At 61.4% G+C, this 20,261-nt stretch carries 13 protein-coding genes; 9 read left to right on the forward strand and 4 right to left on the reverse strand.

Annotated elements, in window-relative coordinates; translation table 11 throughout:
* Positions 1-182 precede the first annotated feature (182 nt).
* Genes aceE through lpdA form a run of 3 tightly spaced genes read left to right on the forward strand, consistent with a single transcriptional unit; the run spans position 183 to position 6,040 of the window.
* On the forward strand, positions 183-2,888 hold the full coding sequence (gene aceE, locus ABN482_RS11905; RefSeq protein ID WP_349504194.1) for a pyruvate dehydrogenase (acetyl-transferring), homodimeric type: 2,706 nt from the start codon (positions 183-185) through the stop codon (positions 2,886-2,888).
* A gap of 15 nt (positions 2,889-2,903) precedes the next feature.
* Positions 2,904-4,244: a dihydrolipoyllysine-residue acetyltransferase gene (gene aceF / locus ABN482_RS11910; protein WP_349504195.1), complete on the forward strand. Its 1,341-nt coding sequence runs from the start codon at positions 2,904-2,906 to the stop codon at positions 4,242-4,244.
* 11 nt (positions 4,245-4,255) lie between these two features.
* A complete protein-coding gene (gene lpdA / locus ABN482_RS11915) occupies positions 4,256-6,040 on the forward strand; it encodes a dihydrolipoyl dehydrogenase (RefSeq protein ID WP_349504196.1) in 1,785 nt (594 codons plus the stop codon).
* Positions 6,041-6,140: 100 nt separating this feature from the next.
* Here the strand turns inward: lpdA and ABN482_RS11920 are convergent, their stop codons facing one another.
* A complete protein-coding gene (locus ABN482_RS11920; protein WP_349504197.1) occupies positions 6,141-7,046 on the reverse strand; it encodes a LysR family transcriptional regulator in 906 nt (301 codons plus the stop codon).
* 156 nt (positions 7,047-7,202) lie between these two features.
* On the opposite strand from ABN482_RS11920, the gene ABN482_RS11925 reads away from it, so the two are divergent.
* Entirely contained in the window at positions 7,203-8,147 is a 945-nt protein-coding gene (locus ABN482_RS11925; protein WP_349504198.1) for an aromatic alcohol reductase, read from the forward strand.
* Positions 8,148-8,225: 78 nt separating this feature from the next.
* Here the strand turns inward: ABN482_RS11925 and ABN482_RS11930 are convergent, their stop codons facing one another.
* Positions 8,226-10,802 (reverse strand): bifunctional diguanylate cyclase/phosphodiesterase, encoded by a 2,577-nt coding sequence (locus tag ABN482_RS11930; protein ID WP_349504199.1) that lies wholly within the window; start codon positions 10,800-10,802, stop codon positions 8,226-8,228.
* Between the two features lie 326 nt (positions 10,803-11,128).
* Between ABN482_RS11930 and ABN482_RS11935 the strand changes: the two genes are divergently transcribed.
* Positions 11,129-11,335: a YMGG-like glycine zipper-containing protein gene (locus ABN482_RS11935; protein ID WP_349504314.1), complete on the forward strand. Its 207-nt coding sequence runs from the start codon at positions 11,129-11,131 to the stop codon at positions 11,333-11,335.
* Between the two features lie 114 nt (positions 11,336-11,449).
* Here the strand turns inward: ABN482_RS11935 and ABN482_RS11940 are convergent, their stop codons facing one another.
* Positions 11,450-12,463: an LLM class flavin-dependent oxidoreductase gene (locus ABN482_RS11940; protein WP_349504200.1), complete on the reverse strand. Its 1,014-nt coding sequence runs from the start codon at positions 12,461-12,463 to the stop codon at positions 11,450-11,452.
* A 104-nt stretch (positions 12,464-12,567) separates the two neighbouring features.
* Between ABN482_RS11940 and tadA the strand changes: the two genes are divergently transcribed.
* From tadA to ABN482_RS11960, 3 genes are read left to right on the forward strand one after another with little or no spacing between them, the layout of a single operon-like run.
* On the forward strand, positions 12,568-14,193 hold the full coding sequence (gene tadA / locus ABN482_RS11950) for a tRNA adenosine(34) deaminase TadA (protein ID WP_502877285.1): 1,626 nt from the start codon (positions 12,568-12,570) through the stop codon (positions 14,191-14,193).
* A 15-nt stretch (positions 14,194-14,208) separates the two neighbouring features.
* Positions 14,209-15,222, forward strand: coding sequence for an Lnb N-terminal periplasmic domain-containing protein (locus ABN482_RS11955; RefSeq protein WP_349504201.1), 1,014 nt, complete (start codon positions 14,209-14,211; stop codon positions 15,220-15,222).
* 35 nt (positions 15,223-15,257) lie between these two features.
* The gene (locus ABN482_RS11960) at positions 15,258-16,856 is read left to right on the forward strand and encodes an ABC-F family ATPase (RefSeq protein WP_349504202.1); all 1,599 of its coding nucleotides are present in this window, start codon (positions 15,258-15,260) and stop codon (positions 16,854-16,856) included.
* Positions 16,857-16,862: 6 nt separating this feature from the next.
* Here ABN482_RS11960 and ABN482_RS11965 read toward each other — a convergent pair whose 3' ends face one another.
* The gene (locus ABN482_RS11965; RefSeq protein WP_502877286.1) at positions 16,863-17,537 is read right to left on the reverse strand and encodes an LOG family protein; all 675 of its coding nucleotides are present in this window, start codon (positions 17,535-17,537) and stop codon (positions 16,863-16,865) included.
* A 2-nt stretch (positions 17,538-17,539) separates the two neighbouring features.
* Here ABN482_RS11965 and polA point away from each other — a divergent pair, with 2 nt between their 5' ends.
* Entirely contained in the window at positions 17,540-20,260 is a 2,721-nt protein-coding gene (gene polA / locus ABN482_RS11970; protein ID WP_349504204.1) for a DNA polymerase I, read from the forward strand.
* The last annotated feature ends 1 nt before the right edge of the window (position 20,261 follow it).

Raw genomic sequence — 20,261 nt, forward strand, 5'->3', positions numbered from 1 at the left:
GAAATGCTATCCCGCAAAGTGAAATTTTGCTTGCCCTGTCCGGGGGTCTTTCCTAGAATGCGTTGACTCCACGGGAGCAGTAAGCCATGCTTGATCCGATCCGATAGCCGAAAACAGGGCGTCGCTACGACAAGACTGGGCATCCCCTGGATCGGATAGGACCCCCTTACAGGAGACAATAGATGTCCGCTCTGAATCATGCCGGTCTGCACGACCCCGCCAACGACGCCGACGCGCTCGAAACGCAAGAATGGCTCGATGCCCTTACCTCGGTGCTGGAGCAGGAGGGCCCGGAGCGGGCACACTACCTGTTGGAACGCCTGATCGACAAGGCGCGCCGTTCGGGTGCCCACATTCCGTTTTCGCCGAACACGGCCTACCTGAATACCATTCCCGCCGCGCTCGAGCCCAAGCACCCGGGTAACCTTGAACTGGAAGCCCGCATTCGCCACTTTGTGCGCTGGAATGCCATGGCCATGGTCGTCAAGGCCAATCGCAAGTCGCCGCCCGATGGTGGTGATCTGGGCGGTCACATCGCTTCGTTCGCCTCGCTGGCGACGATGATCGGTTGCGGCCAGAATCATTTCTGGCATGCCGAAAGCGAAGATCATGGCGGTGACCTGGTGTATTTCCAGGGCCATTCTTCGCCGGGTGTCTACGGTCGCGCCTATCTGGAAGGTCGCCTGACCGAAGACCAGCTCGATCATTTCCGCCAGGAAGTCGGCGGCAAGGGCCTGTCGTCCTATCCGCACCCCAAGCTGATGCCGGAATTCTGGCAGTTCCCCACTGTCTCGATGGGCCTTGGCCCCTTGATGGCGATCTATCAGGCCCGTTTCCTCAAGTATCTGCATGCCCGCGGCATTGCCGACACCAGCAAGCGCAAGGTCTGGGTCTTCTGCGGCGACGGCGAAATGGACGAACCCGAATCCAAGGGCGCGATCAGTCTGGCCGCACGCGAAAAACTCGATAACCTGATTTTCGTCATCAACTGCAACCTGCAGCGCCTGGACGGCCCGGTGCGCGGCAATGCCAAGATCATCCAGGAACTGGAAGGCGATTTCCGTGGTGCCGGCTGGAACGTGCTCAAGCTGATCTGGGGCGGCTACTGGGATCCGCTCCTGGCCAGTGACAAGGAAGGCATCCTGCGCCGGGTGATGGAAGAAACCGTCGACGGCGAATACCAGGCCTGCAAGGCCAATGATGGCAAGTACGTGCGCGAGCATTTCTTCGGCAAGCATCCCAAGCTGCTGGAGATGGTCGCCCGCATGACCGATGATGACATCTGGCGTCTGAACCGCGGCGGCCACGATCCGCACAAGGTGTTTGCCGCCTTCGATGCTGCCACCAAGCACGAAGGCCAACCGACCGTGATCCTGGCCAAGACCATCAAGGGCTATGGCATGGGCCATGCCGGCGAAGCCAAGAATCCCGCGCACCAGCAAAAGAAGCTGGATCTGGATTCGATCCGTCATTTCCGTGATCGCTTCAATATTCCAGTCGCTGACGAACAGATCGAATCGCTGCCGTATATCAAGCCGGCCGACGATACGCCCGAGATGCAGTACCTGCACGAGCGTCGCAAGGAATTGGGCGGCTACCTGCCCAAGCGCCGTACCCACGCTGACGAGCAGCTCAAGGTACCTGGCCTGGAAACCTTCAAGTCCATGCTGGAACCGACGGTCGAAGGCCGCGAAGTCTCGACCACCCAGGTGTTCGTGCGCTTCTTCAACCAGTTGCTGCGCGACAAGGAACTGGGCCCGCGCCTGGTGCCCATCCTGGCCGATGAATCGCGAACCTTCGGGATGGAAGGCCTGTTCCGCCAGATCGGTATCTATGCGCCGGAAGGGCAGAAGTACGTGCCGGTCGACAAGGATCAGGTGATGTACTACAAGGAATCGGCCAACGGCCAGCTCCTGCAGGAAGGCATCAACGAAGCGGGTGCATTCAGCTCGTGGGTTGCAGCGGCGACTTCGTATTCGTCGAACAACCGTATCATGATCCCGTTCTTCATCTACTACTCGATGTTCGGGTTCCAGCGCATCGGCGACCTGGCCTGGGCAGCGGGTGACATGCAGGCTCGCGGCTTCCTGCTGGGCGGTACCGCCGGGCGTACCACGCTCAACGGCGAAGGCCTGCAGCACGAGGACGGCCACAGCCACATCATGTCGGCGCTGATCCCCAACTGCGTATCGTATGACCCGACCTTCGGCCACGAACTGACCGTGATCATGCAGCACGGCCTCAAGCGCATGGTCGAGAATCAGGAAAACGTGTACTACTACCTGACGGTCATGAACGAGAACTATGCCCAGCCTGGCCTCAAGGAAGGCGACGAGGACGGCATCATCCGCGGCATGTACATCTGCAATTCGCGTGGACAGGGTGACCTGCGCGTGCAACTGATGGGCTCCGGCACCATCCTGCGCGAAGTGCTGGCAGCCCAGGATCTGCTCGAACAGGACTGGGGCGTGGCTTCCGACGCATGGAGCATCACCAGCTTCACCGAATTGCGTCGCGATGGCCTGGACTGCGAGCGCCACAACCTGCTGCACCCGGATGCCGAGCAACAGGTGCCGTACGTCACGGCCCAGTTGTCAGGCCACGAAGGTCCGATCATCGCCTCGACCGACTACGTCAAGCTGTTTGCCGACCAGGTTCGTCCGTTCGTGCCGGCCAACCGCACGTTCAAGGTGCTGGGTACCGATGGCTATGGCCGCTCGGATTTCCGTTCCAAGCTGCGTGAGCATTTCGAAGTCGATCGCCATTTCGTGGTGCTGGCGGCGCTCAAGGCGTTGGCCGACGAAGGCAAGTTGCCGCGTGCCAAGGTGGCCGAGGCCATTGCCAAATATGGCATCGACGTCAACAAAGCCAATCCGCAGTACGCTTGATAGGGAGTCATCGAGATGAGCCAAATCGTAGAAATCAAGGTTCCCGATATCGGTGACTTCAGCGAAGTGGAAGTGATCGAAGTTCTGGTGTCGGTGGGTGATGCCATCGAGGCTGAGCAAAGCCTGATCACGGTGGAGTCGGACAAGGCCTCGATGGAGATCCCGGCCTCGCAGGGCGGGGTGGTGAAGTCCATCAAGGTCAAGGTCGGCGACAAGGTCGCCGAAGGCAGCGTGGTGCTGGAAGTCGAGCCGGCCGGTGCAGCTGCACCGGCAGCCAGGGCCGAGGCAGCGCCTGCCGCCGCCGAGACAGCCAAGGCCGAGCCGGCCGCAGCCGCCAAGTCGGCAGAGGTTCCGGCACCTGCCAAAGCAGCCGCACCGGTTGCAACGACCGGCACGCCGCCGGCATCGCTGCCGGCCATGCCGGCTGCAGGCGGCAAGCTGCCGCATGCTTCGCCTTCCATTCGCAAGTTTGCCCGCGAACTGGGTGTGGATCTGGGGCGCGTGGCTGGTTCCGGCGCCAAGGGCCGTATCGTGGTCGAGGATGTGCGCCAGTTCGTCAAGCAGGCGCTGGCAGGTGGCGCGACCTCCTCATCGGCTGCAACGCAGTCGGGTGGTGGTGCCGGGCTGGATCTGCTGCCCTGGCCCAAGGTCGACTTCACCAAGTTCGGCCCGGTCGAGAACAAACCCCTGTCGCGCATCAAGAAGATCTCCGGTGCCAATCTGCATCGCAACTGGGTCATGATCCCGCACGTCACCAATAATGACGAAGCGGATATTACCGAACTGGAAGCGCTGCGCGTACGCCTGAACAAGGAAAACGAGCGTGCAGGCATCAAGGTCACGATGCTGGCTTTCCTGATCAAGGCCGTGGTGGCCGCGCTCAAGAAGTTCCCCGAGTTCAACGCCTCGCTCGACGGCGACAACCTGGTGCTCAAGCAGTACTACAACATTGGTTTTGCGGCCGATACGCCCAACGGCCTGGTGGTGCCCGTCATTCGCGACGCCGACAAGAAGGGCGTGCTGGAGCTGGCGCAGGAAACCGGCGATCTGGCCAAGAAGGCACGCGACGGCAAGCTTGCGCCGGCAGAAATGCAAGGCGGCTGCTTTTCGATCTCGTCGCTGGGCGGTATCGGTGGCACCTCGTTCACCCCCATCATCAATGCGCCTGAAGTGGCCATCCTGGGTGTGTCCCGCTCTTCACAGCAGCCGGTCTGGGATGGCAAGCAGTTCGTGCCGCGCCTGACGCTGCCGCTGTCGCTGTCGTATGACCATCGTGTGATCGACGGTGCCGCTGCCGCCCGCTTCAATGCCTACCTGGGCAGCCTGCTGGCGGACTTCCGCCGCGCCATCCTGTAAGGAGCGACCCCATGAGCACAATCATCAAAGTGCCCGATATCGGTGACTTCAGCGAAGTGGAAGTGATCGAGGTTCTGGTGTCGGTGGGCGATACCATCGAGGCAGAGCAAAGCCTGATTACGGTGGAGTCGGACAAGGCTTCGATGGAGATCCCGGCCTCGCAGGGCGGGGTGGTGAAGTCCATCAAGGTCAAGGTCGGCGACAAGATTGCCGAAGGGGCCGACATTCTCGAGATCGAGGCTGCCGGCGCATCGGCAGCACCTGTCGCTGCGGCTGAGCCCGCCAAGGCCGCCGCGGCTCCTGCCGCACCCAGGCAGGAAGCGCCCGCACCCGCAGCGCCCAAGACGGCAGCCCCGGCCCCGGCCGGCAGCTACGCCGGCAAGGTCGATGCCGAGTGCGATGTGCTGGTGCTGGGTGCCGGCCCCGGCGGTTATTCGGCGGCATTCCGTGCTGCGGACCTGGGGCTGTCGGTGGTGCTGGTCGAGCGTTATGCAACCCTGGGCGGCGTGTGCCTGAATGTGGGCTGCATTCCCTCCAAGGCATTGCTGCATACCGCCGCCGTGATCGAGGAAGCCAAGGCGCAGGAAGCGCACGGCATCACCTTCGGCGAGCCGAAGATCGATCTCGACAAGCTGCGTGGTTTCAAGGATAGCGTCATCGCCAAGCTGACCGGTGGGCTGGCCGGCATGGCCAAGGCCCGCAAGGTTCAGGTGGTGCAGGGCGTGGGCGAATTCGTCGACCCCTATCATCTGCGTGTGGCCACGGAACAGGGCGAACAGGTGGTGCGCTTCCGGCACGCCATCATTGCGGCCGGCAGCCAGTCGGTCAAGCTGCCTTTCCTGCCGGAAGACGAGCGCATCGTCGACTCGACCGGCGCACTCAAGCTCAAGTCGATTCCTCAGAAAATGCTGATCGTCGGCGGCGGGATCATCGGCCTGGAAATGGGCACGGTGTATTCCACGCTGGGCTCCCGTCTCGATGTGGTCGAAATGCAGGATGGCCTGATGCAGGGCGCTGACCGTGATCTGGTCAAGGTCTGGCAGAAGATCAATGCCCCACGTTTTGACCACATTCTGCTCAATACCCGTACGGTGGCGGCAGAGGCGCGCGAGGATGGCATCTGGGTGAGCTTCGAGGGCGAGAATGCGCCCAAGGAGCCACAGCGCTACGATCTGGTACTGCAGGCAGTGGGCCGCAAGCCCAATGGCCTGTTGATCGGAGCCGACAAGGCCGGCGTGACCGTCACCGAGCGAGGCTTCATCGAGGTAGACAGCCAGATGCGCACCAATGTGCCGCATATCTTCGCCATCGGCGACGTGGTCGGGCAGCCCATGCTGGCCCACAAGGCCGTGCATGAGGCGCACGTGGCTGCCGAAGTGGCTGCTGGCGAGAAGAGCCATTTCGATGCCCGCGTCATCCCGGCCGTGGCCTACACGGATCCCGAGGTGGCCTGGGTCGGCCTGACCGAAGAGGATGCCAAGCGCCAGGGCGTCAAGGTGACCAAGGGGCTGTTCCCCTGGGCAGCCTCGGGCCGTGCCATTGCCAATGGTCGCGACGAAGGCTTTACCAAGCTGCTGTTCGATGCCGAGGATGGCCGCATTGTGGGTGGTGGCATTGTCGGTACCCATGCGGGTGACCTGATTGGCGAGATTGCGCTGGCCATCGAGATGGGCGCAGATGCAGTGGATATCGGCAAGACCATCCACCCGCACCCGACGCTGGGCGAGTCGATGGGCATGGCTGCCGAGGCTGCGCTGGGACACTGCACCGACCTGCCGCCGGTTAAGCGCAAGTAAGCTTGCCATCGGAAAGCTGCGCGGCACCTGTCATGCAGCAGAAAAACGGCGCAGCCTTTTGGTTGCGCCGTTTTGTTTCCGGACAGTGGGGCATTGATGGCTACCAGTGCTGCGCCTCTTTCCCTATCCGATCCATGCACCAGTCGATAAAGGCGCGGATAGCCGGCGAAAGATGCCGGCTTTGTGGATACACGATGGAGATCGGTTCCCGGGGCGTTTCGATGCTGCCCAGCACTCTGACCAGGCGGCCTTCGGCAAGCAGCGCATGCACCATATAGCTGGCGACGCGGATCAGCCCCAGGCCTGCCGTGCAGGCACAGACATAGGCGTCGGTGTCGTTCACGCGGACATGTTCGATCATGTCGATGCGCTTTGTTTCTCCGCCTTCCAGAAAAGACCAGGCCATCGGGCGGCCTGTCTGACTGTTGACGTAACCAACAGCCCTGTGCAACCTGAGTGCGTCGAGATCGCATGGTGTGCCGTGCCGTTCGAAATAGTCAGGTGAACCGCAGACGTACCATTGGAATGAACCAATCTGACGGGCAATGAGGCGTGAGGGCGGCAAGGCTCCCGTCCTGATGGCACAGTCGATGCCACGCTGGATGACATCGAGTGTGGCATCGCTCAGGTCGAAATCGAGATCGATACCCGGATAGCGCTCGGCAAAGCGCCGGAGCGCCGGAATGATGAAGCCTTTGGCAAGCGAGGGTGTCGAACTGACCCGGATGCGGCCTCGAAGCATGCCTGTTTGCTGGGCGGTGGCCCCTTCTGCCGCCTGCACGTCGCGCAGGATGACCTTGCAACTGTCGTAGTAGCGAAGCCCTGCGTCCGTCACGCTCAAGGCCCTGGTCGTCCGATTCAGCAAGCGGATACCCAGGTGGGCTTCGAGTTCCTTGATCGTTCGTGTCACCGTGGAGGGCAGGACGTGCATCGTTTCCGCCGCCATCCTGAAACTGCCTGCCTCGATTACGCGGATATAGGTCTCCATGGCCTGAAATCTGTCCATGCGGGCACTCCGGTGAGGGTTGCAGGTGCGCAGTATGGGTTGCGCAGTTTTGCTTAATTATTGCATTTATTCAAATTATGAAGTGATTTTTTGGGATGCAATTTCCAGCGAATATTGGTGCAAGATAGCGATACTTAAATTAAAAAGGGCTGGAAAATGAATAATCAGCAAGGAAGTGACGAACGGCAGGGCCAGCAGAATATGCTCGTCCTGGGGGCCGGCCAGCTTGGCATGGCTGTCTTGCGCGCGCTGGCTCCCCGGGCTAGTGCGGCGCAGGCAGCACTGACTGTTCTGGTGTCCCCTGGCACGATCAGCCATCCTTCGGCGCAAGGTGCGGCGAATCTGGCGGAACTGCGCGAATTGGGCGTGGCGGTCTTGGGCCTTGACCTCTCGAGCGATGCGCAGGCCCTGGAGACAGTGTTCGGACAGTACAGTACCGTGCTCAACTGCACGGGCTTCGTGGCCGGGGCGGGAACCCAGCTCAGGATCACCCGGGCAGTATTGGCCGCAGGTGTGCGGCGGTATTTTCCATGGCAATTCGGCGTCGATTACGATGTCGTCGGGCGTGGCAGTGGCCAGCCCGTCTTCGATGAGCAGTTCGAGGTCCGGCAATTGCTGCGAGGGCAGGAGGCGACCGAGTGGGTGATCGTTTCGACCGGGATGTTCACGAGTTTCCTGTTCGAGCCGGATTTCGGTGTCGTGGATCTCGATGGCAAGGTCATTCACGGATTGGGTGACTGGGAGACGAAAGTGACCGTGACCACGCCGGAAGACATCGGCAGGCTCACCACGGAGATCCTGTTTGCCCGGCCGCGCATCGCCAATGAGGTGGTTTATCTGGCAGGAGATACGCTTTCATATGGGCGCTTGGCCGAGGTTGTCGAGCGTGTCACGGGAGCTGCGTTCGAGAAGCGGCTGTGGACCCTGGACAAACTGAGTGCCGACCTGGTGTCATCCCCGGATGATGTGATGACCCGCTATCGGGCAGCCTTTGCTCGGGGCGACGGGATGTGGTGGGACAAGGCAGGGACGTTCAATGTCCGCAAGGGCCATGAAACCATCGATGTGGAAGGCTACCTGCGGCTACGGCTGGTGGTGTGACGCCGGTGCTGCCGATTGTCCCTGGGTATCAGGGAGGCAGGTGACAGGCGGCCGGCAGGGGCGCTGCCAGGCATGGCTTCAGTGTGCCACGACGCGCTCCGCCAGCCAGCGCTCCAGGTCAGACGGTGCCAGGGGCTTGGAAAACAGGTAGCCCTGGGCCACGGGGTAGCCTTGTTCGCGCAGCATCAGGTTTTGCGCCTGTGTCTCGATACCTTCGGCCACCACCGTCAGGCGCAGACTCTGGCCGATGCCCAGGATGGCGCGGCTCAGTGCCTGCGCGGCTTCGTCGTTTTCCAGATCGGCCACGAAGCTGCGATCGAGCTTCAGTTCCGAAATGGGCAGGCGACGCAGGTAGCTCAGACTTGAATAGCCTGTGCCGAAGTCGTCCATCGATAGGCGTACGCCCTGGGCCTGGACTTCGGAAATCGTTTTCATCGTGCCTGGGTTGGTATCCAGCAGGATGTTTTCGGTGATTTCCAGCGTCAGGTCTTCGGGCTTGAGCGCGTGCTGTTGCAGCGTGCTGGCAATGATGCTGGGCAGTTCCAGGTTGTGAAAGCTGGTGGGGGACAGGTTGACCGATACGGCAGGAATGGCCAGGCCCTGGGTGCGCCATTGGGCCAATTGCCGGCATGCCTCGCCAACCGCCCAGCGGCCGAGATCGGCAATCAGGCCGCATTCTTCAGCGAGCGGGATGAAGCGGGCGGGTGAAATATCACCCAGCCCCGGATGGGACCAGCGAGCCAATGCTTCTACGCCATACAGCTCGCCGGTGGACATCTCTATCTGCGGCTGGTAATGCAGATGCAACTGGCTGTTCTCCAGCGCCTGCCGCAATGCGCTTTCGAGCGCCATGCGTTCCTGGGCGAGCTGATTCATTTCGCTGCTGTAGAAACTGCAGTGGCCACGGCCGCTGCGCTTGGCCTGGTACATGGCGATATCGGCCCGGTGCAATAGGGTTTCCATGTCGTGGCCATCGGTCGGAAACATGGCAACGCCCACGCTGGCCGAAATGGACAGCGTCGTGCCGGCGACGGCAATGGGGGCTGCCAGTTCAGCCTGGATCTGCTCGATGGTCAGTGCGGCCTGCTCTGCAGTCTGCCGGGGCAGTACGACGATGAACTCATCGCCTGCCAGGCGGCCCTGGATATCGAACTCAGGACTGCGTTGCAGGCGTTCGGATATCTGGCGCAGTACTTCGTCACCGGCAGGATGCCCCAGCGAGTCATTGATTTGCTTGAAACGATCAAGATCGATGAAAAGTACGGCCAGGGGCGTGCGGTCGCGCGTCGCAGCAGCAATGCTCTGGTCTGCCTTGGCATGCAGCAGGTTGCGATTGGGCATGCCGGTCAGTTCGTCATAGAAGGCCAGTTGCCGGATGCGCGTGCGGCTGTGTTCGCGCTCCAGTGCCAGTGCGCACAAATGTGTGCAGGCATCGACCAGACGCTGGTGCAGCAGGATCGAGGAGTCGTCACGCGAGCGTCGAAAATAAAATGCGAATGAGCCGATGACCCTGCCGATGCTGTTGCGGATAGGGGTAGACCAGCAGCCGGTCAGTCCCAGCGGCAGCACCAGTTCACGGTACGGTGCCCAGCGAGGGTCCGTGGCGATATCGTCGACCCGCACCGGTTCGTTGAGCCAGGCTGCCGTGCCGCAGGAGCCGACGCAGGGACCGATCGACAGGCCATCCAGCGCCTGACAGTAATCAGCCGGCAGGCTGGGGGCTGCCAGGGGATGCAGCTTGCCGTGCTCGTCGATCTCCAGGATCGAGGCGCACAGTTCGGGGGCAATTCGCTCGACTTCGTGACAGATGGTTTCCAGCACTTCGGTCAGCGGCCGATCTCGCGCCATGTGTTCCAGTGTCTGGCGTTGCAGCATTTCATGGACCTTGGCGATGGTGATATCGGTCAGGACCGTGATGGTGTATTGCCAGTTGCCGTCGATATCAAAAATGGGATTGCTGAAAATCTTGGCCCAGCAGCGCTGGCGATCCTTGCTGGTCAGCAGTTCTTCTCGCTCGATGGAATGACCATTGCGCAGGGTAGCGCGATAATTCTGTGCGTATTCATCGTCGAGATTCGGTGCCAGCAGCGGAATGGCACTGCGCTGGCGAATTTCTTCGAGATTCCAGCCGAACATCCGGGTAAAGCCGCTGTTGATATAAATGACCTCGGAGCTATGGTCCGTAATCATGACGGCTGCATCGCTGGCATCAGCGACCAGCGACAGCAGATGCAGGTTCTTTTGCTGATCACGTTCGCGTTCGATGCGTTGTGTAATGTCCGTCGCAATTTTCAGGATACGCTGGATCTGCCCGTTGTCATCGGGCATGGGAATGTAGGTGGCTTCCAGCCAGCATTGGCGGCCATCATCGCGCAGCCGTTCGGCCAGTCCAGAATGGGATTGGCCGGCCAGAAGCTTGTTCCAGAAGCTCTCGTACTCACCGCGATCGACGAACTCCGGCTGGCAGAAGCTGATATAACTGCGCCCGGCTGCATTTTCTGCTGTCAGGCCGAGCAGGTTGAGATAGTTATCATTGGCATGCTGAAGCTGGCCGTTGACATCGAATTCGGCGATTGCCATGATGCGGTCCATTGCCGCCAGATGTGCCAGCGAATATACGGAGTGCGTGGCAGTAGACGGAACGGCTTGCTGCATGATAAGAATCTCTCGTGAAACGCCCCGATCTGATGGACAAGCCGGCACAAAGGGCAGGCATGCTCAGGTGGTCCGGTTGAGGCCGGCTATGGCACACATAATTTAATTGTGATCATACATTACAATTTATTTTTGTCGTTGAAACGTACATTTTTTCTTGGTTTGGTGCGTCTCTCCAACACATTCATGGTCAATATCCAGTTGTATGTGTAGCGGCCTTTGTTACATTTTCGGTGCAAAAATTTGTCATCATGAGACCCTGAGTGCAATCAATGTGTTTGCCTTCATTCAGGAGCATCATCATGAATACAGACAAGCTTATCCGTATGTGTAAAGTGGCGCTGGTTGGCGTAACCGTCGTTGCAGCAGCAGGCTGCAGTTCCTGGGACAGCATGAATACGCGACAGAAAAGCACGGCCGGCGGTGCGGCCATCGGCGGCGTGGCGGGAGCCGTGATCTCCGGGGGCAGTGTGCTGGGTACGGTCGGTGGTGCCGCGATCGGCGGCATCATCGGCGACCAGGTCGGCAAATAATCCGAACTGGCGCAGGTGCTGTACTCGGTCTGTTCACACAGCGTCCGAGATGTGCGAAACGCATGGCCCCACCAATGAACGAGTCAGCTTGGTGGGGCGTATTTAAGCAGCCTGTCAGACCTGCCGGGCCTTGATCTCAGCCAGGATTTCGTATGAGCGCAGGCGATCCCTGATGTCATGGAAATCGCCGACGATCATGATTTCATCGGCCTGTGTTCGCCGCAGCAGATCCTGCAATCCGGCCTCGACCGTCGCAGCATCACCGACGATGGCGGCAGCCAGCCGGTGTCGTACCGCCCATTCTTCCTGTTCCGTCCACAAGGCCGCCATGTCATCGACGGGCGGCTGCAACTGCAGGCGGTTGCCCCGCACCAGGGACAGGAATTTCTGCTGCTGCGTGGTGGCCAGGCGTTGCGCCTGTGCATCGGTGTCTGCGGCCACGACCGGGACACAGATCATGGCATGTGGACGCGCCAGCGTGGCCGATGGCTTGAACAACTGGCGATAGAGGTGCATCGCTGCCATGCCTTCCGGGGAAAAGTGTCCGGCAAAGGAAAATGGCAGCCCCAGCCCGGCAGCAAGCCGGGCGCTGAAATCGCTCGAGCCCAGCAGCCAGATGGGAATGTCCAGGCCTTCTCCAGGGACGGCGCGGACCGGTTGCCCAGGGCGGGCAGGGCGAAAATAGCCTCGCAATTCTTCCAGCAGGTCCGGAAAGTCGAGGCCGCTGCGTGGCGAGCGGCCCAGGGCCTGCTGTGTCACGCCGTCGGTGCCGGGCGCACGTCCCAGCCCCAGATCGATCCGCCCAGGAAACAGGCTTTCAAGGGTACCGAACTGCTCGGCCACGATCAGCGGAGCATGGTTGGGCAGCATCACGCCGCCCGAGCCGACGCGGATCGTGCGGGTCTGTGCCGCGATGTGGCCGATCAGCACGGCGGTGGCGCTGCTGGCGATACCATTGATGTTGTGGTGCTCTGCCACCCAGAAGCGTTCGAAACCCAGGCGTTCGGCATGCTGGGCCAGCCTGACACTGTTGTCGAAGGCCTGGGCGGCGGTCTGTCCCTGGACGATGGGGGCCAGGTCGAGGACGGAAAAGGGAATGCGGGCGAGAGACACGAGGTGCGACTCCATGGTCGGAAGGCAAGTCCCGACTGTAGCGCGCTGTCTGCGCCGCATCAAGGTGGGATGCGGCGGGATTCGGATACACTGCGCTTTCATCAATCAGCGAGCGTTTCATGGGCAGTCCCGTCGTCCCTCCAGAAGATCGTGCGCAGGCCGAGAACTGCTTTCCCGAGGAAGGTGCAGGGCGTGATCGTGCCATGATGCGGCGCGCGCTCGAACTGGCCCGCCAGGCTTGGCAGGAGGGCGAGGTGCCGGTCGGTGCGGTGCTGGTTTCCGCCGAGGGCGAGATACTGGGCGAGGGGCGCAACCGGACGATAGGCGACCACGATCCGACTGCGCATGCCGAGGTCGTGGCCTTGCGGGATGCCGGCCTGAGGCAGGCCAACTACCGTCTGCCCGGCGCGACCCTGTATGTCACTCTGGAGCCCTGCACCATGTGCATCGGTGCCATGCTGCATGCGCGCCTGGCGCGCATCGTCTATGGTGCGACCGACCCCAAGACCGGGGCGTGCGGCAGTGTGCTCGACATTCCGGCGCATGAACAACTGAATCACCAGACGCAGGTCGAGGCCGGCGTGCTGGCCGATGAATGCAGTGCGATGCTGAAGGCTTTTTTCCGTGAACGCAGGGCTCAGGCAGCCCAGGAGAAATCGAAAATGAACAAGCAGATTCCAGTGCGTGTGGAAGGACTGGGGCATGATCACGATCACGGACATGCCCATGATCATGGTAGCCACAGCCATGACCACGATCACGACCATGGGCACCATGCCGGTCATGGTGGCTGCAGTGGTGGTCAGGGAGGCTGTTGCGGCAACTGCGGAGGCCAGGGTGCCGCTGGCGCGGAGAGTATTTACCTGTTTGCGCCTTCGGGCGTGCCGGCCCCTGAATTGCTCGATACAGCGCAGGCCAGCTTGAAGCAACTGGGATTTGCACCGGTGCTCGATGCCGATGTGCACAGCCAGCACCAGCGTTTTGCCGGTACCGACGCGCAGCGTCTGGCGGGGATTGCCCGGGCGCTGGCGCAACCGGCCAATATTGTCATGGCCGTGCGGGGTGGCTACGGCATGTCGCGGCTGCTGTCGCGGATCGACTGGCGAGCAGTGGCAGACAGTGGCAAGCGCTTCGTCGGGCACAGCGATTTCACGGCCTTCAACCTGGCCCTGCTGGCACAGACCGGGGCCGTCAGCTATGCCGGCCCCTGTGCCTGTTCGGACTTCGCCGGCCCACTGGCAGATGACCTGACACACGATTTGTTTGCCGAAATGATGCATGGTGATCTCGAAGCGTTGAGCTTCGAGAGCCCTGATGCCGACCCGGTCGACTGCCGGGGAACGCTGTGGGGCGGCAACCTGGCCATGCTGGTCAGCTTGCTGGGGACACCGTATTTTCCACAGATCGACGATGGGATCCTGTTCCTGGAAGATGTGAGCGAGCATCCCTATCGTATCGAGCGCATGCTGATCCAGTTGCAGCAGGCGGGCGTATTGGCACGCCAGCAGGCCATCGTACTCGGGACATTCACCGACTACCGGCTCGCAGAGCAGGACAGGGGCTATGACCTGCAGGCTGCCATCGACTGGATCAAGGCAGAAACAGGCATTGCCGTGATTCCGGGCCTGCCGTTCGGGCACAGCAGTCCCAAGGCGACGTTGCCGGTTGGGCAACGGGTCGGACTGGCGACCGAGGATGGCATGGCCTATCTGGTGTTCAAGGAGCACCACCATGCGCATGATTGATGAGCGGAATCTGACATGACGCGGATCGGCAGTCTGTTGCGATGGGCGGGACGTGTCGCCATGGCGCTCACGGCCTGCCTGCTGGCAGGCTGGGCCGGTCTGGCCCTGTGGTTCCAGGCTGCGTCGCCGTGGCGTGCGCCGGCGCTGCTGGTCTGCGTGGCATTGGGCCTGGCTGCCGTCATGGCACCCTGGATGCTGCGCTGGCGGGGCAGGATCTGGCTGGCGGCTGGCGCAGGCTTTCTGGCAACGCTGGGCTGGTGGCAGACGCTGGCACCTTCACATGATCGGATCTGGGCCGATGATGTCGATCGACTGACCTGGGCCGAAGTCGACGGCAACCGATTGATCATGCACAACGTACGCAATTTCGAGTGGCGCAGCGAAACCGACTATATCCCGCGCTGGGAAACCCGTGAATATGACCTGGACGAGCTGGTGTCGGGCGACCTGTTCCTCTCGTACTGGATGGGGCCTGCGATTGCGCATACGCTGGTCTCTTTCGGCTTTGCCGATGGCCGCCAACTGGTGTTTTCGCTCGAGATTCGCAAGGAACGGGGCGAATCGTTTTCGGCCATTGCCGGCTTTTTCCGTCAGTACGAGGTGGTATTGATCGCGGCAGACGAAAACGACATCATCCGCGTGCGGACCAATGCGCGTGGTGAAACCGTTCGCATGTACCGATTGGACATGCCGCCGAGTGCCCTGCGCGAGGCCTTGCTGGGCTATCTGCAAGAGGCCGACGACATCCGCCGCGAACCCCGCTTCTACAATAGCCTGACCAGCAATTGCACGACCATTGTCTTCGACCTGGCCAGGCGGATTGTCCCCGGATTGCCTCTGGACTACCGCCTGCTGCTGTCCGGCTATTTCGCCGAGTATGCCCATGACCACAATGGACTGGTGCCGGGCCATGAATTTTCTGAATTGGAGGCGGCGGGCGACATCACGGCGCGGGCACTGGCGTTTTCGGGCGAGCCGGCTGGCTTCCCGGCTGCAATACGGGTGGGGGTGCCTTTCTTGGTACACTGACAGGTTTAGCCCTTGTCCTACTGGATTCCTGCACAGTGATCTCCACCGCCAATCTATCGATACAGTTCGGCCCCAAGCCGCTTTTTGAGAACGTCAACGCCAAGTTCGGCGATGGCAACCGCTATGGCCTGATCGGTGCCAACGGCTCGGGCAAGTCGACCCTGATGAAGATCATCGGCGGAGACCTCGAGTCCAGTGCCGGTAACGTCTCGCTTGATCCGGGCGTGCGCCTGGGCAAGCTGCGCCAGGACCAGTTCGCCTTCGAGGACGTACGCGTACTCGACGTGGTGCTGATGGGTCACACCGAAATGTGGCAGGCCATGTCCGAACGCGATGCCATCTATGCCGATCCCGAGGCGTCGGAAGACGACTACATGCGTGCCGCCGAGCTGGAGGCAAAATTTGCCGAGTATGACGGTTATACCGCCGAGGCCCGTGCCGGCGAATTGCTGCTCGGCCTGGAGTTTCCGGTGGATCAGCATCAGTTGCCCATGCGCGAGATCGCACCGGGCTGGAAGCTGCGGGTGCTGCTGGCGCAGGCGCTGTTCTCCAATCCCGATGTGCTGCTGCTCGACGAGCCGACCAACAACCTGGACATCAATACGATCCGCTGGCTGGAGGATGTGCTCAACGGCTACCAGTCCACCATGATCATCATCAGCCATGATCGCCATTTTCTGAACCAGGTCTGCACTCACATGGCCGACCTGGATTACGGCGAGCTGCGCATCTATCCGGGTACCTACGATGACTACATGCTGGCGTCGACGCAGGCCCGCGAGCGGGTCAGCGCCAACAATGCCAAGGCCAAGGAACGGGTCGCGGAGCTGCAGGACTTCGTGCGCCGCTTTGCAGCCAACAAGTCCAAGTCGCGCCAGGCCACCTCTCGCCTGAAGCAGATCGACCGGATCAAGGCCGAAACCATCGAGGTCAAGCCGTCCTCGCGCCAGAATCCGTTCATCCGTTTCGAGCAGAACAAGCCCATGCACCGGCTGGCCGTGACGGTCGAAAATATCTCCAAGTCGTACGACCAGCCCGTGATCCGACCGTTCTCGGCCATGATCGAGGCGGGTGAGAAGATTGCCATCATCGGTGCCAATGGCGTCGGCAAGACCACGCTGCTGCGCTTGCTGGCAGAAGAGCTTGCACCCGATACGGGCACGGTCAAGTGGTCGGAAAATGCCGATCGTGGCTACATGGCACAGGACGTCTCGGATCAGTTCCAGCGCCAGGTCAGCCTGTTCGACTGGATGGAAGACTATCGCCAGCCCGGAGACGACGACCAGGCCGTGCGGGCCAGCCTGGGACGCTTGCTGTTCTCGGCCGACGACATCGTCAAGCAGGTCAACGTGCTCTCCGGTGGCGAGAAGAACCGCATGACCTTCGGCCGCCTGATGCTGGGTCGCCACAACGTGCTGGTGCTCGATGAGCCGACCAATCACCTGGACATGGAGTCCATCGAGTCGCTGCAGTTTGCCCTGGAGAAGTTCCAGGGAACGCTGCTCTTCGTATCGCACGACCGTGAGTTCGTGTCGGGACTGGCCAGCCGGGTCATCGAGATCATGCCCGGTGGCGAGGTGGTCGATTACCGCGGCACATACGACGAATATCTGACGTCGCGCGGGATCGACTGAGGCCTGTCAGGGCAGGATGCAGCTCTCGCGAGAGCCTGCGTCCTGCGTGACGCAGCCGGCAAACTGGATGATGCGTTCGACGATACGATCGGTGTCGTCTTCGATTTCCAGCAGTCCGAGGTCGTTGGGGCCAATCAGCGCCCGTGTCTGCAGTTGTTCGCGCAACCAGTCGATCAGACCATTCCAGTAGCTGCTGCCGACCAGCACGATGGGTGCCGCCGGCAGCTTGCCGGTCTGGATCAGGGTCAGGGCTTCGAACAGTTCGTCGAGCGTGCCAAAACCGCCTGGCATGGCAATGTAGCCGATGCTGTGCATGAAGAAGGCAGCCTTGCGCGAGACGAAGTATTCGAACGGCAGGCTGAGTGTCTGGTAGGGATTGTTGGTCGGTTCGTGCGGCAGGCTGATGTTCAGGCCGATGCTGGTGCCACCCTGTTCATGGGCTCCCTTGTTGGCGGCTTCCATCAGGCCGGGGCCGCCGCCAGCGATCACGGCAATGCCCGCCGCCGCAAGCCGGCCGGCGATATCCTGGGTCTGTATGTACCAGGGCGAGTCCTGGCGGATGCGTGCGCTGCCGAAAATGCTGACTGCCGGCCCGATATGGGCGAGCGAGTCTGACGCCTGCTGGATCTCTGACATAATTCTGTCTATCTGCCAGTCGGCGTGTAACTTATTCTGGGTCATCTATGAGTCAAACCTTGTTGTTGGTGGACGGTTCTAGTTATCTGTACCGCGCCTATCATGCCATGCCGGATCTGCGCAATGCTCAGGGCGAACCGACAGGTGCACTGTATGGTGTAGTCAATATGCTACGCAAGCTGACGCAGGATCACAAGGCAAAGTATGCCGCCTGCGTATTCGATGCGCGAGGCAAGACCTTCCGCGATGACCTGTATCCCGAATACAAGGCGCAGCGTCCTTCCATGCCCGAGGACCTGGCACGGCAGATCGAGCCGATTCACCAGGCAGTCAGGGCACTGGGTTGGCCGGTGCTGGCGGTCGAGGGCGTAGAGGCCGATGACGTGATCGGCACCTTGTCGGTACGGGCTGCCGCCGCCGGCATGCAGACCGTGATTTCCACCGGCGACAAGGATCTGGCTCAACTGGCCGATGCGCACACCACGCTGGTCAACACCATGAGTGGCGAGAGCCTGGACCCTGCCGGCGTGCTGGCCAAGTTCGGCGTACCGCCCGAGCGCATCGTTGATTACCTGATGCTGATCGGGGATACCGTCGATAATGTGCCGGGTGTGACCAAGGTCGGGCCCAAGACAGCGGTCAAGTGGCTGTCGGAGCATGGCTCCATCGAAAAACTGATCGAGGTGGCGGAACAGATCAAGGGTGTGGCCGGGCAGAATCTGCGCGAGGCCATCCCCAATTTCAGCCTGACCCGGCAACTGCTGACGGTCAAGACCGACTGCGCGCTGGATATGCACATGACCGGCTGGGATGCACTCCTCATGCGGGAACCCGATCGTGATACTTTGCTTGGGCTGTATGAGCGTTATGGTCTTCGGAGCTGGTTGCGTGAGTTGAGTGGTGAGGCCGATCGCATTCCGGAAGGTGATTCCAGGATCGCCGCAGAGGTCCAGCAGGCCGGCCCGGTCGAGGTTCATTACGATACCATCCTGACATGGGCTGATTTCGAGCGCTGGCAAGGCCTGCTGGAGCAGGCCGAGCTGGTGGCGCTGGATACCGAGACGACTTCCCTCAATGAAATGCAGGCCCGTCTGGTCGGTATTTCACTGGCGGTCGAACCGGGTCGGGCCTGCTATATCCCGCTGGCGCACAGGGGGCCGGATGCCGTCGAGCAACTGCCCAGGGATGAAGTCCTGGCCCGCCTGGGCCCCTGGCTGGCGTCCTCTGCGCCCAAAGTGCTGCACCATGCCAAGTACGATACCCATGTGTTTGCCAATGAAGGTATCGCGCTGGGTGGCGTGGCGCACGATACGATGTTGCAGGCCTATGTGCTGGAATCGCATCGCGGTGTCGGCATGACTGATCTGGCCCGGCGCTGGCTGGGCCGCGAGGGCGTGACGTACGAACAACTGTGCGGCAAGGGGGCCAAGCAGATCGGTTTTGATGAAGTCGATATCGGATTGGCCGCGCATTACGCCAGCGAAGATGCCGATTTCACGCTGCAATTGCATCAGGTGCTGTATCCCAGGGTCGAGGCGGAAGCCGGCCTGCTGGCGACCTATCGCCTGGAGATCGAGGTGTCGCCGGTGCTGGTGGCGATCGAACGCAATGGCGTACGGATCGATGCCGACGAACTGGCGCACCAGAGCCATGCACTGGGCCAGGAAATGTTGCAGATCGAACAGCGCGCCTACGAACTGGCTGGCCAGCCGTTCAATCTGAACTCTCCCAAGCAACTGGGAGAGATCCTGTTCGGTCGCATGGGCTTGCCGGTCGTGCGCAAGACGGCTGGTGGCGCACCCTCGACCGACGAGGAGGTGTTGACGCGACTGGCTCTGGATTATCCGCTGCCCAAGGCGCTGCTCGACTATCGTGGCCTGTCCAAGCTCAAATCCACCTATACCGACAAGCTGCCGCGCATGATCGAGCCTGCCACGGGCCGGGTGCATACCCGCTACGCCCAGGCTGCCGTGATCACGGGACGGCTGGCTTCATCGGACCCCAACCTGCAGAACATTCCGGTGCGTACGGAGGCGGGTCGGCGTGTGCGGGCGGCTTTTGTCGCAACGGATGGTGGCCGCATCGTGTCCGCCGATTATTCGCAGATCGAACTGCGGGTCATGGCGCATGTCTCGGATGACGAGAATCTCCAGAAAGCCTTTGCTGCCGGCGCAGACATCCACCGTGCCACGGCCTCCGAGGTGTTCGGGGTGGAGATGAATGCGGTCACCTCCGAGCAGCGCCGCGCCGCCAAGGCCATCAATTTCGGTCTGATCTACGGCATGGGAGCCTTCGGGCTGGCATCGAACCTGGGGATCACCCGCGATGCTGCGCAATCCTATATCGACCGCTATTTCATGCGCTATCCCGGCGTGGCACGCTACATGGACGAAACCCGTCTCGCGGCACGTGAGCAGGGCTATGTCGAGACCGTATTCGGCCGACGTCTGTGGCTGCCGGAAATCCGGGGCGGCAGCGGGCCACGCCGGCAGGCTGCCGAACGGGCCGCCATCAATGCACCGATGCAGGGGACGGCAGCAGACCTGATCAAGAAGGCAATGGTGCAGGTCGAACGCTGGTTGGAGAAGGAAAAACTGGCCACGCGCATGATCATGCAGGTGCATGATGAACTGGTGTTCGATGTCCCGCTTTCAGAGGTCAAGACCTTGCGCGATGCGTTGCCCGCGCTGATGTGCGAGGTTGCCGAACTCAAGGTGCCCCTGGTCGCCGAGGTGGGCGAGGGTGACAACTGGGAGCAGGCGCACTGAT

It is taken from the genome of Corticimicrobacter sp. (assembly GCF_040137905.1).
In the GTDB taxonomy this organism is placed as follows: domain Bacteria; phylum Pseudomonadota; class Gammaproteobacteria; order Burkholderiales; family Burkholderiaceae_B; genus Corticimicrobacter.

Excerpts from the sequence above, each read along its gene's own strand:
- aceE (WP_349504194.1), top strand. The coding sequence starts at position 183 with ATGTCCGCTCTGAATCATGCCGGTCTGCACGACCCCGCCAACGACGCC.
- ABN482_RS11920 (WP_349504197.1), bottom strand. The coding sequence starts at position 7,046 with ATGGACAGATTTCAGGCCATGGAGACCTATATCCGCGTAATCGAGGCA.
- lpdA (WP_349504196.1), top strand. The coding sequence starts at position 4,256 with ATGAGCACAATCATCAAAGTGCCCGATATCGGTGACTTCAGCGAAGTG.
- ABN482_RS11940 (WP_349504200.1), bottom strand. The coding sequence starts at position 12,463 with ATGGAGTCGCACCTCGTGTCTCTCGCCCGCATTCCCTTTTCCGTCCTC.
- ABN482_RS11930 (WP_349504199.1), bottom strand. The coding sequence starts at position 10,802 with ATGCAGCAAGCCGTTCCGTCTACTGCCACGCACTCCGTATATTCGCTG.
- ABN482_RS11935 (WP_349504314.1), top strand. The coding sequence starts at position 11,129 with ATGTGTAAAGTGGCGCTGGTTGGCGTAACCGTCGTTGCAGCAGCAGGC.
- aceF (WP_349504195.1), top strand. The coding sequence starts at position 2,904 with ATGAGCCAAATCGTAGAAATCAAGGTTCCCGATATCGGTGACTTCAGC.
- polA (WP_349504204.1), top strand. The coding sequence starts at position 17,540 with ATGAGTCAAACCTTGTTGTTGGTGGACGGTTCTAGTTATCTGTACCGC.
- ABN482_RS11925 (WP_349504198.1), top strand. The coding sequence starts at position 7,203 with ATGAATAATCAGCAAGGAAGTGACGAACGGCAGGGCCAGCAGAATATG.
- ABN482_RS11965 (WP_502877286.1), bottom strand. The coding sequence starts at position 17,537 with ATGACCCAGAATAAGTTACACGCCGACTGGCAGATAGACAGAATTATG.
- ABN482_RS11955 (WP_349504201.1), top strand. The coding sequence starts at position 14,209 with ATGACGCGGATCGGCAGTCTGTTGCGATGGGCGGGACGTGTCGCCATG.
- tadA (WP_502877285.1), top strand. The coding sequence starts at position 12,568 with ATGGGCAGTCCCGTCGTCCCTCCAGAAGATCGTGCGCAGGCCGAGAAC.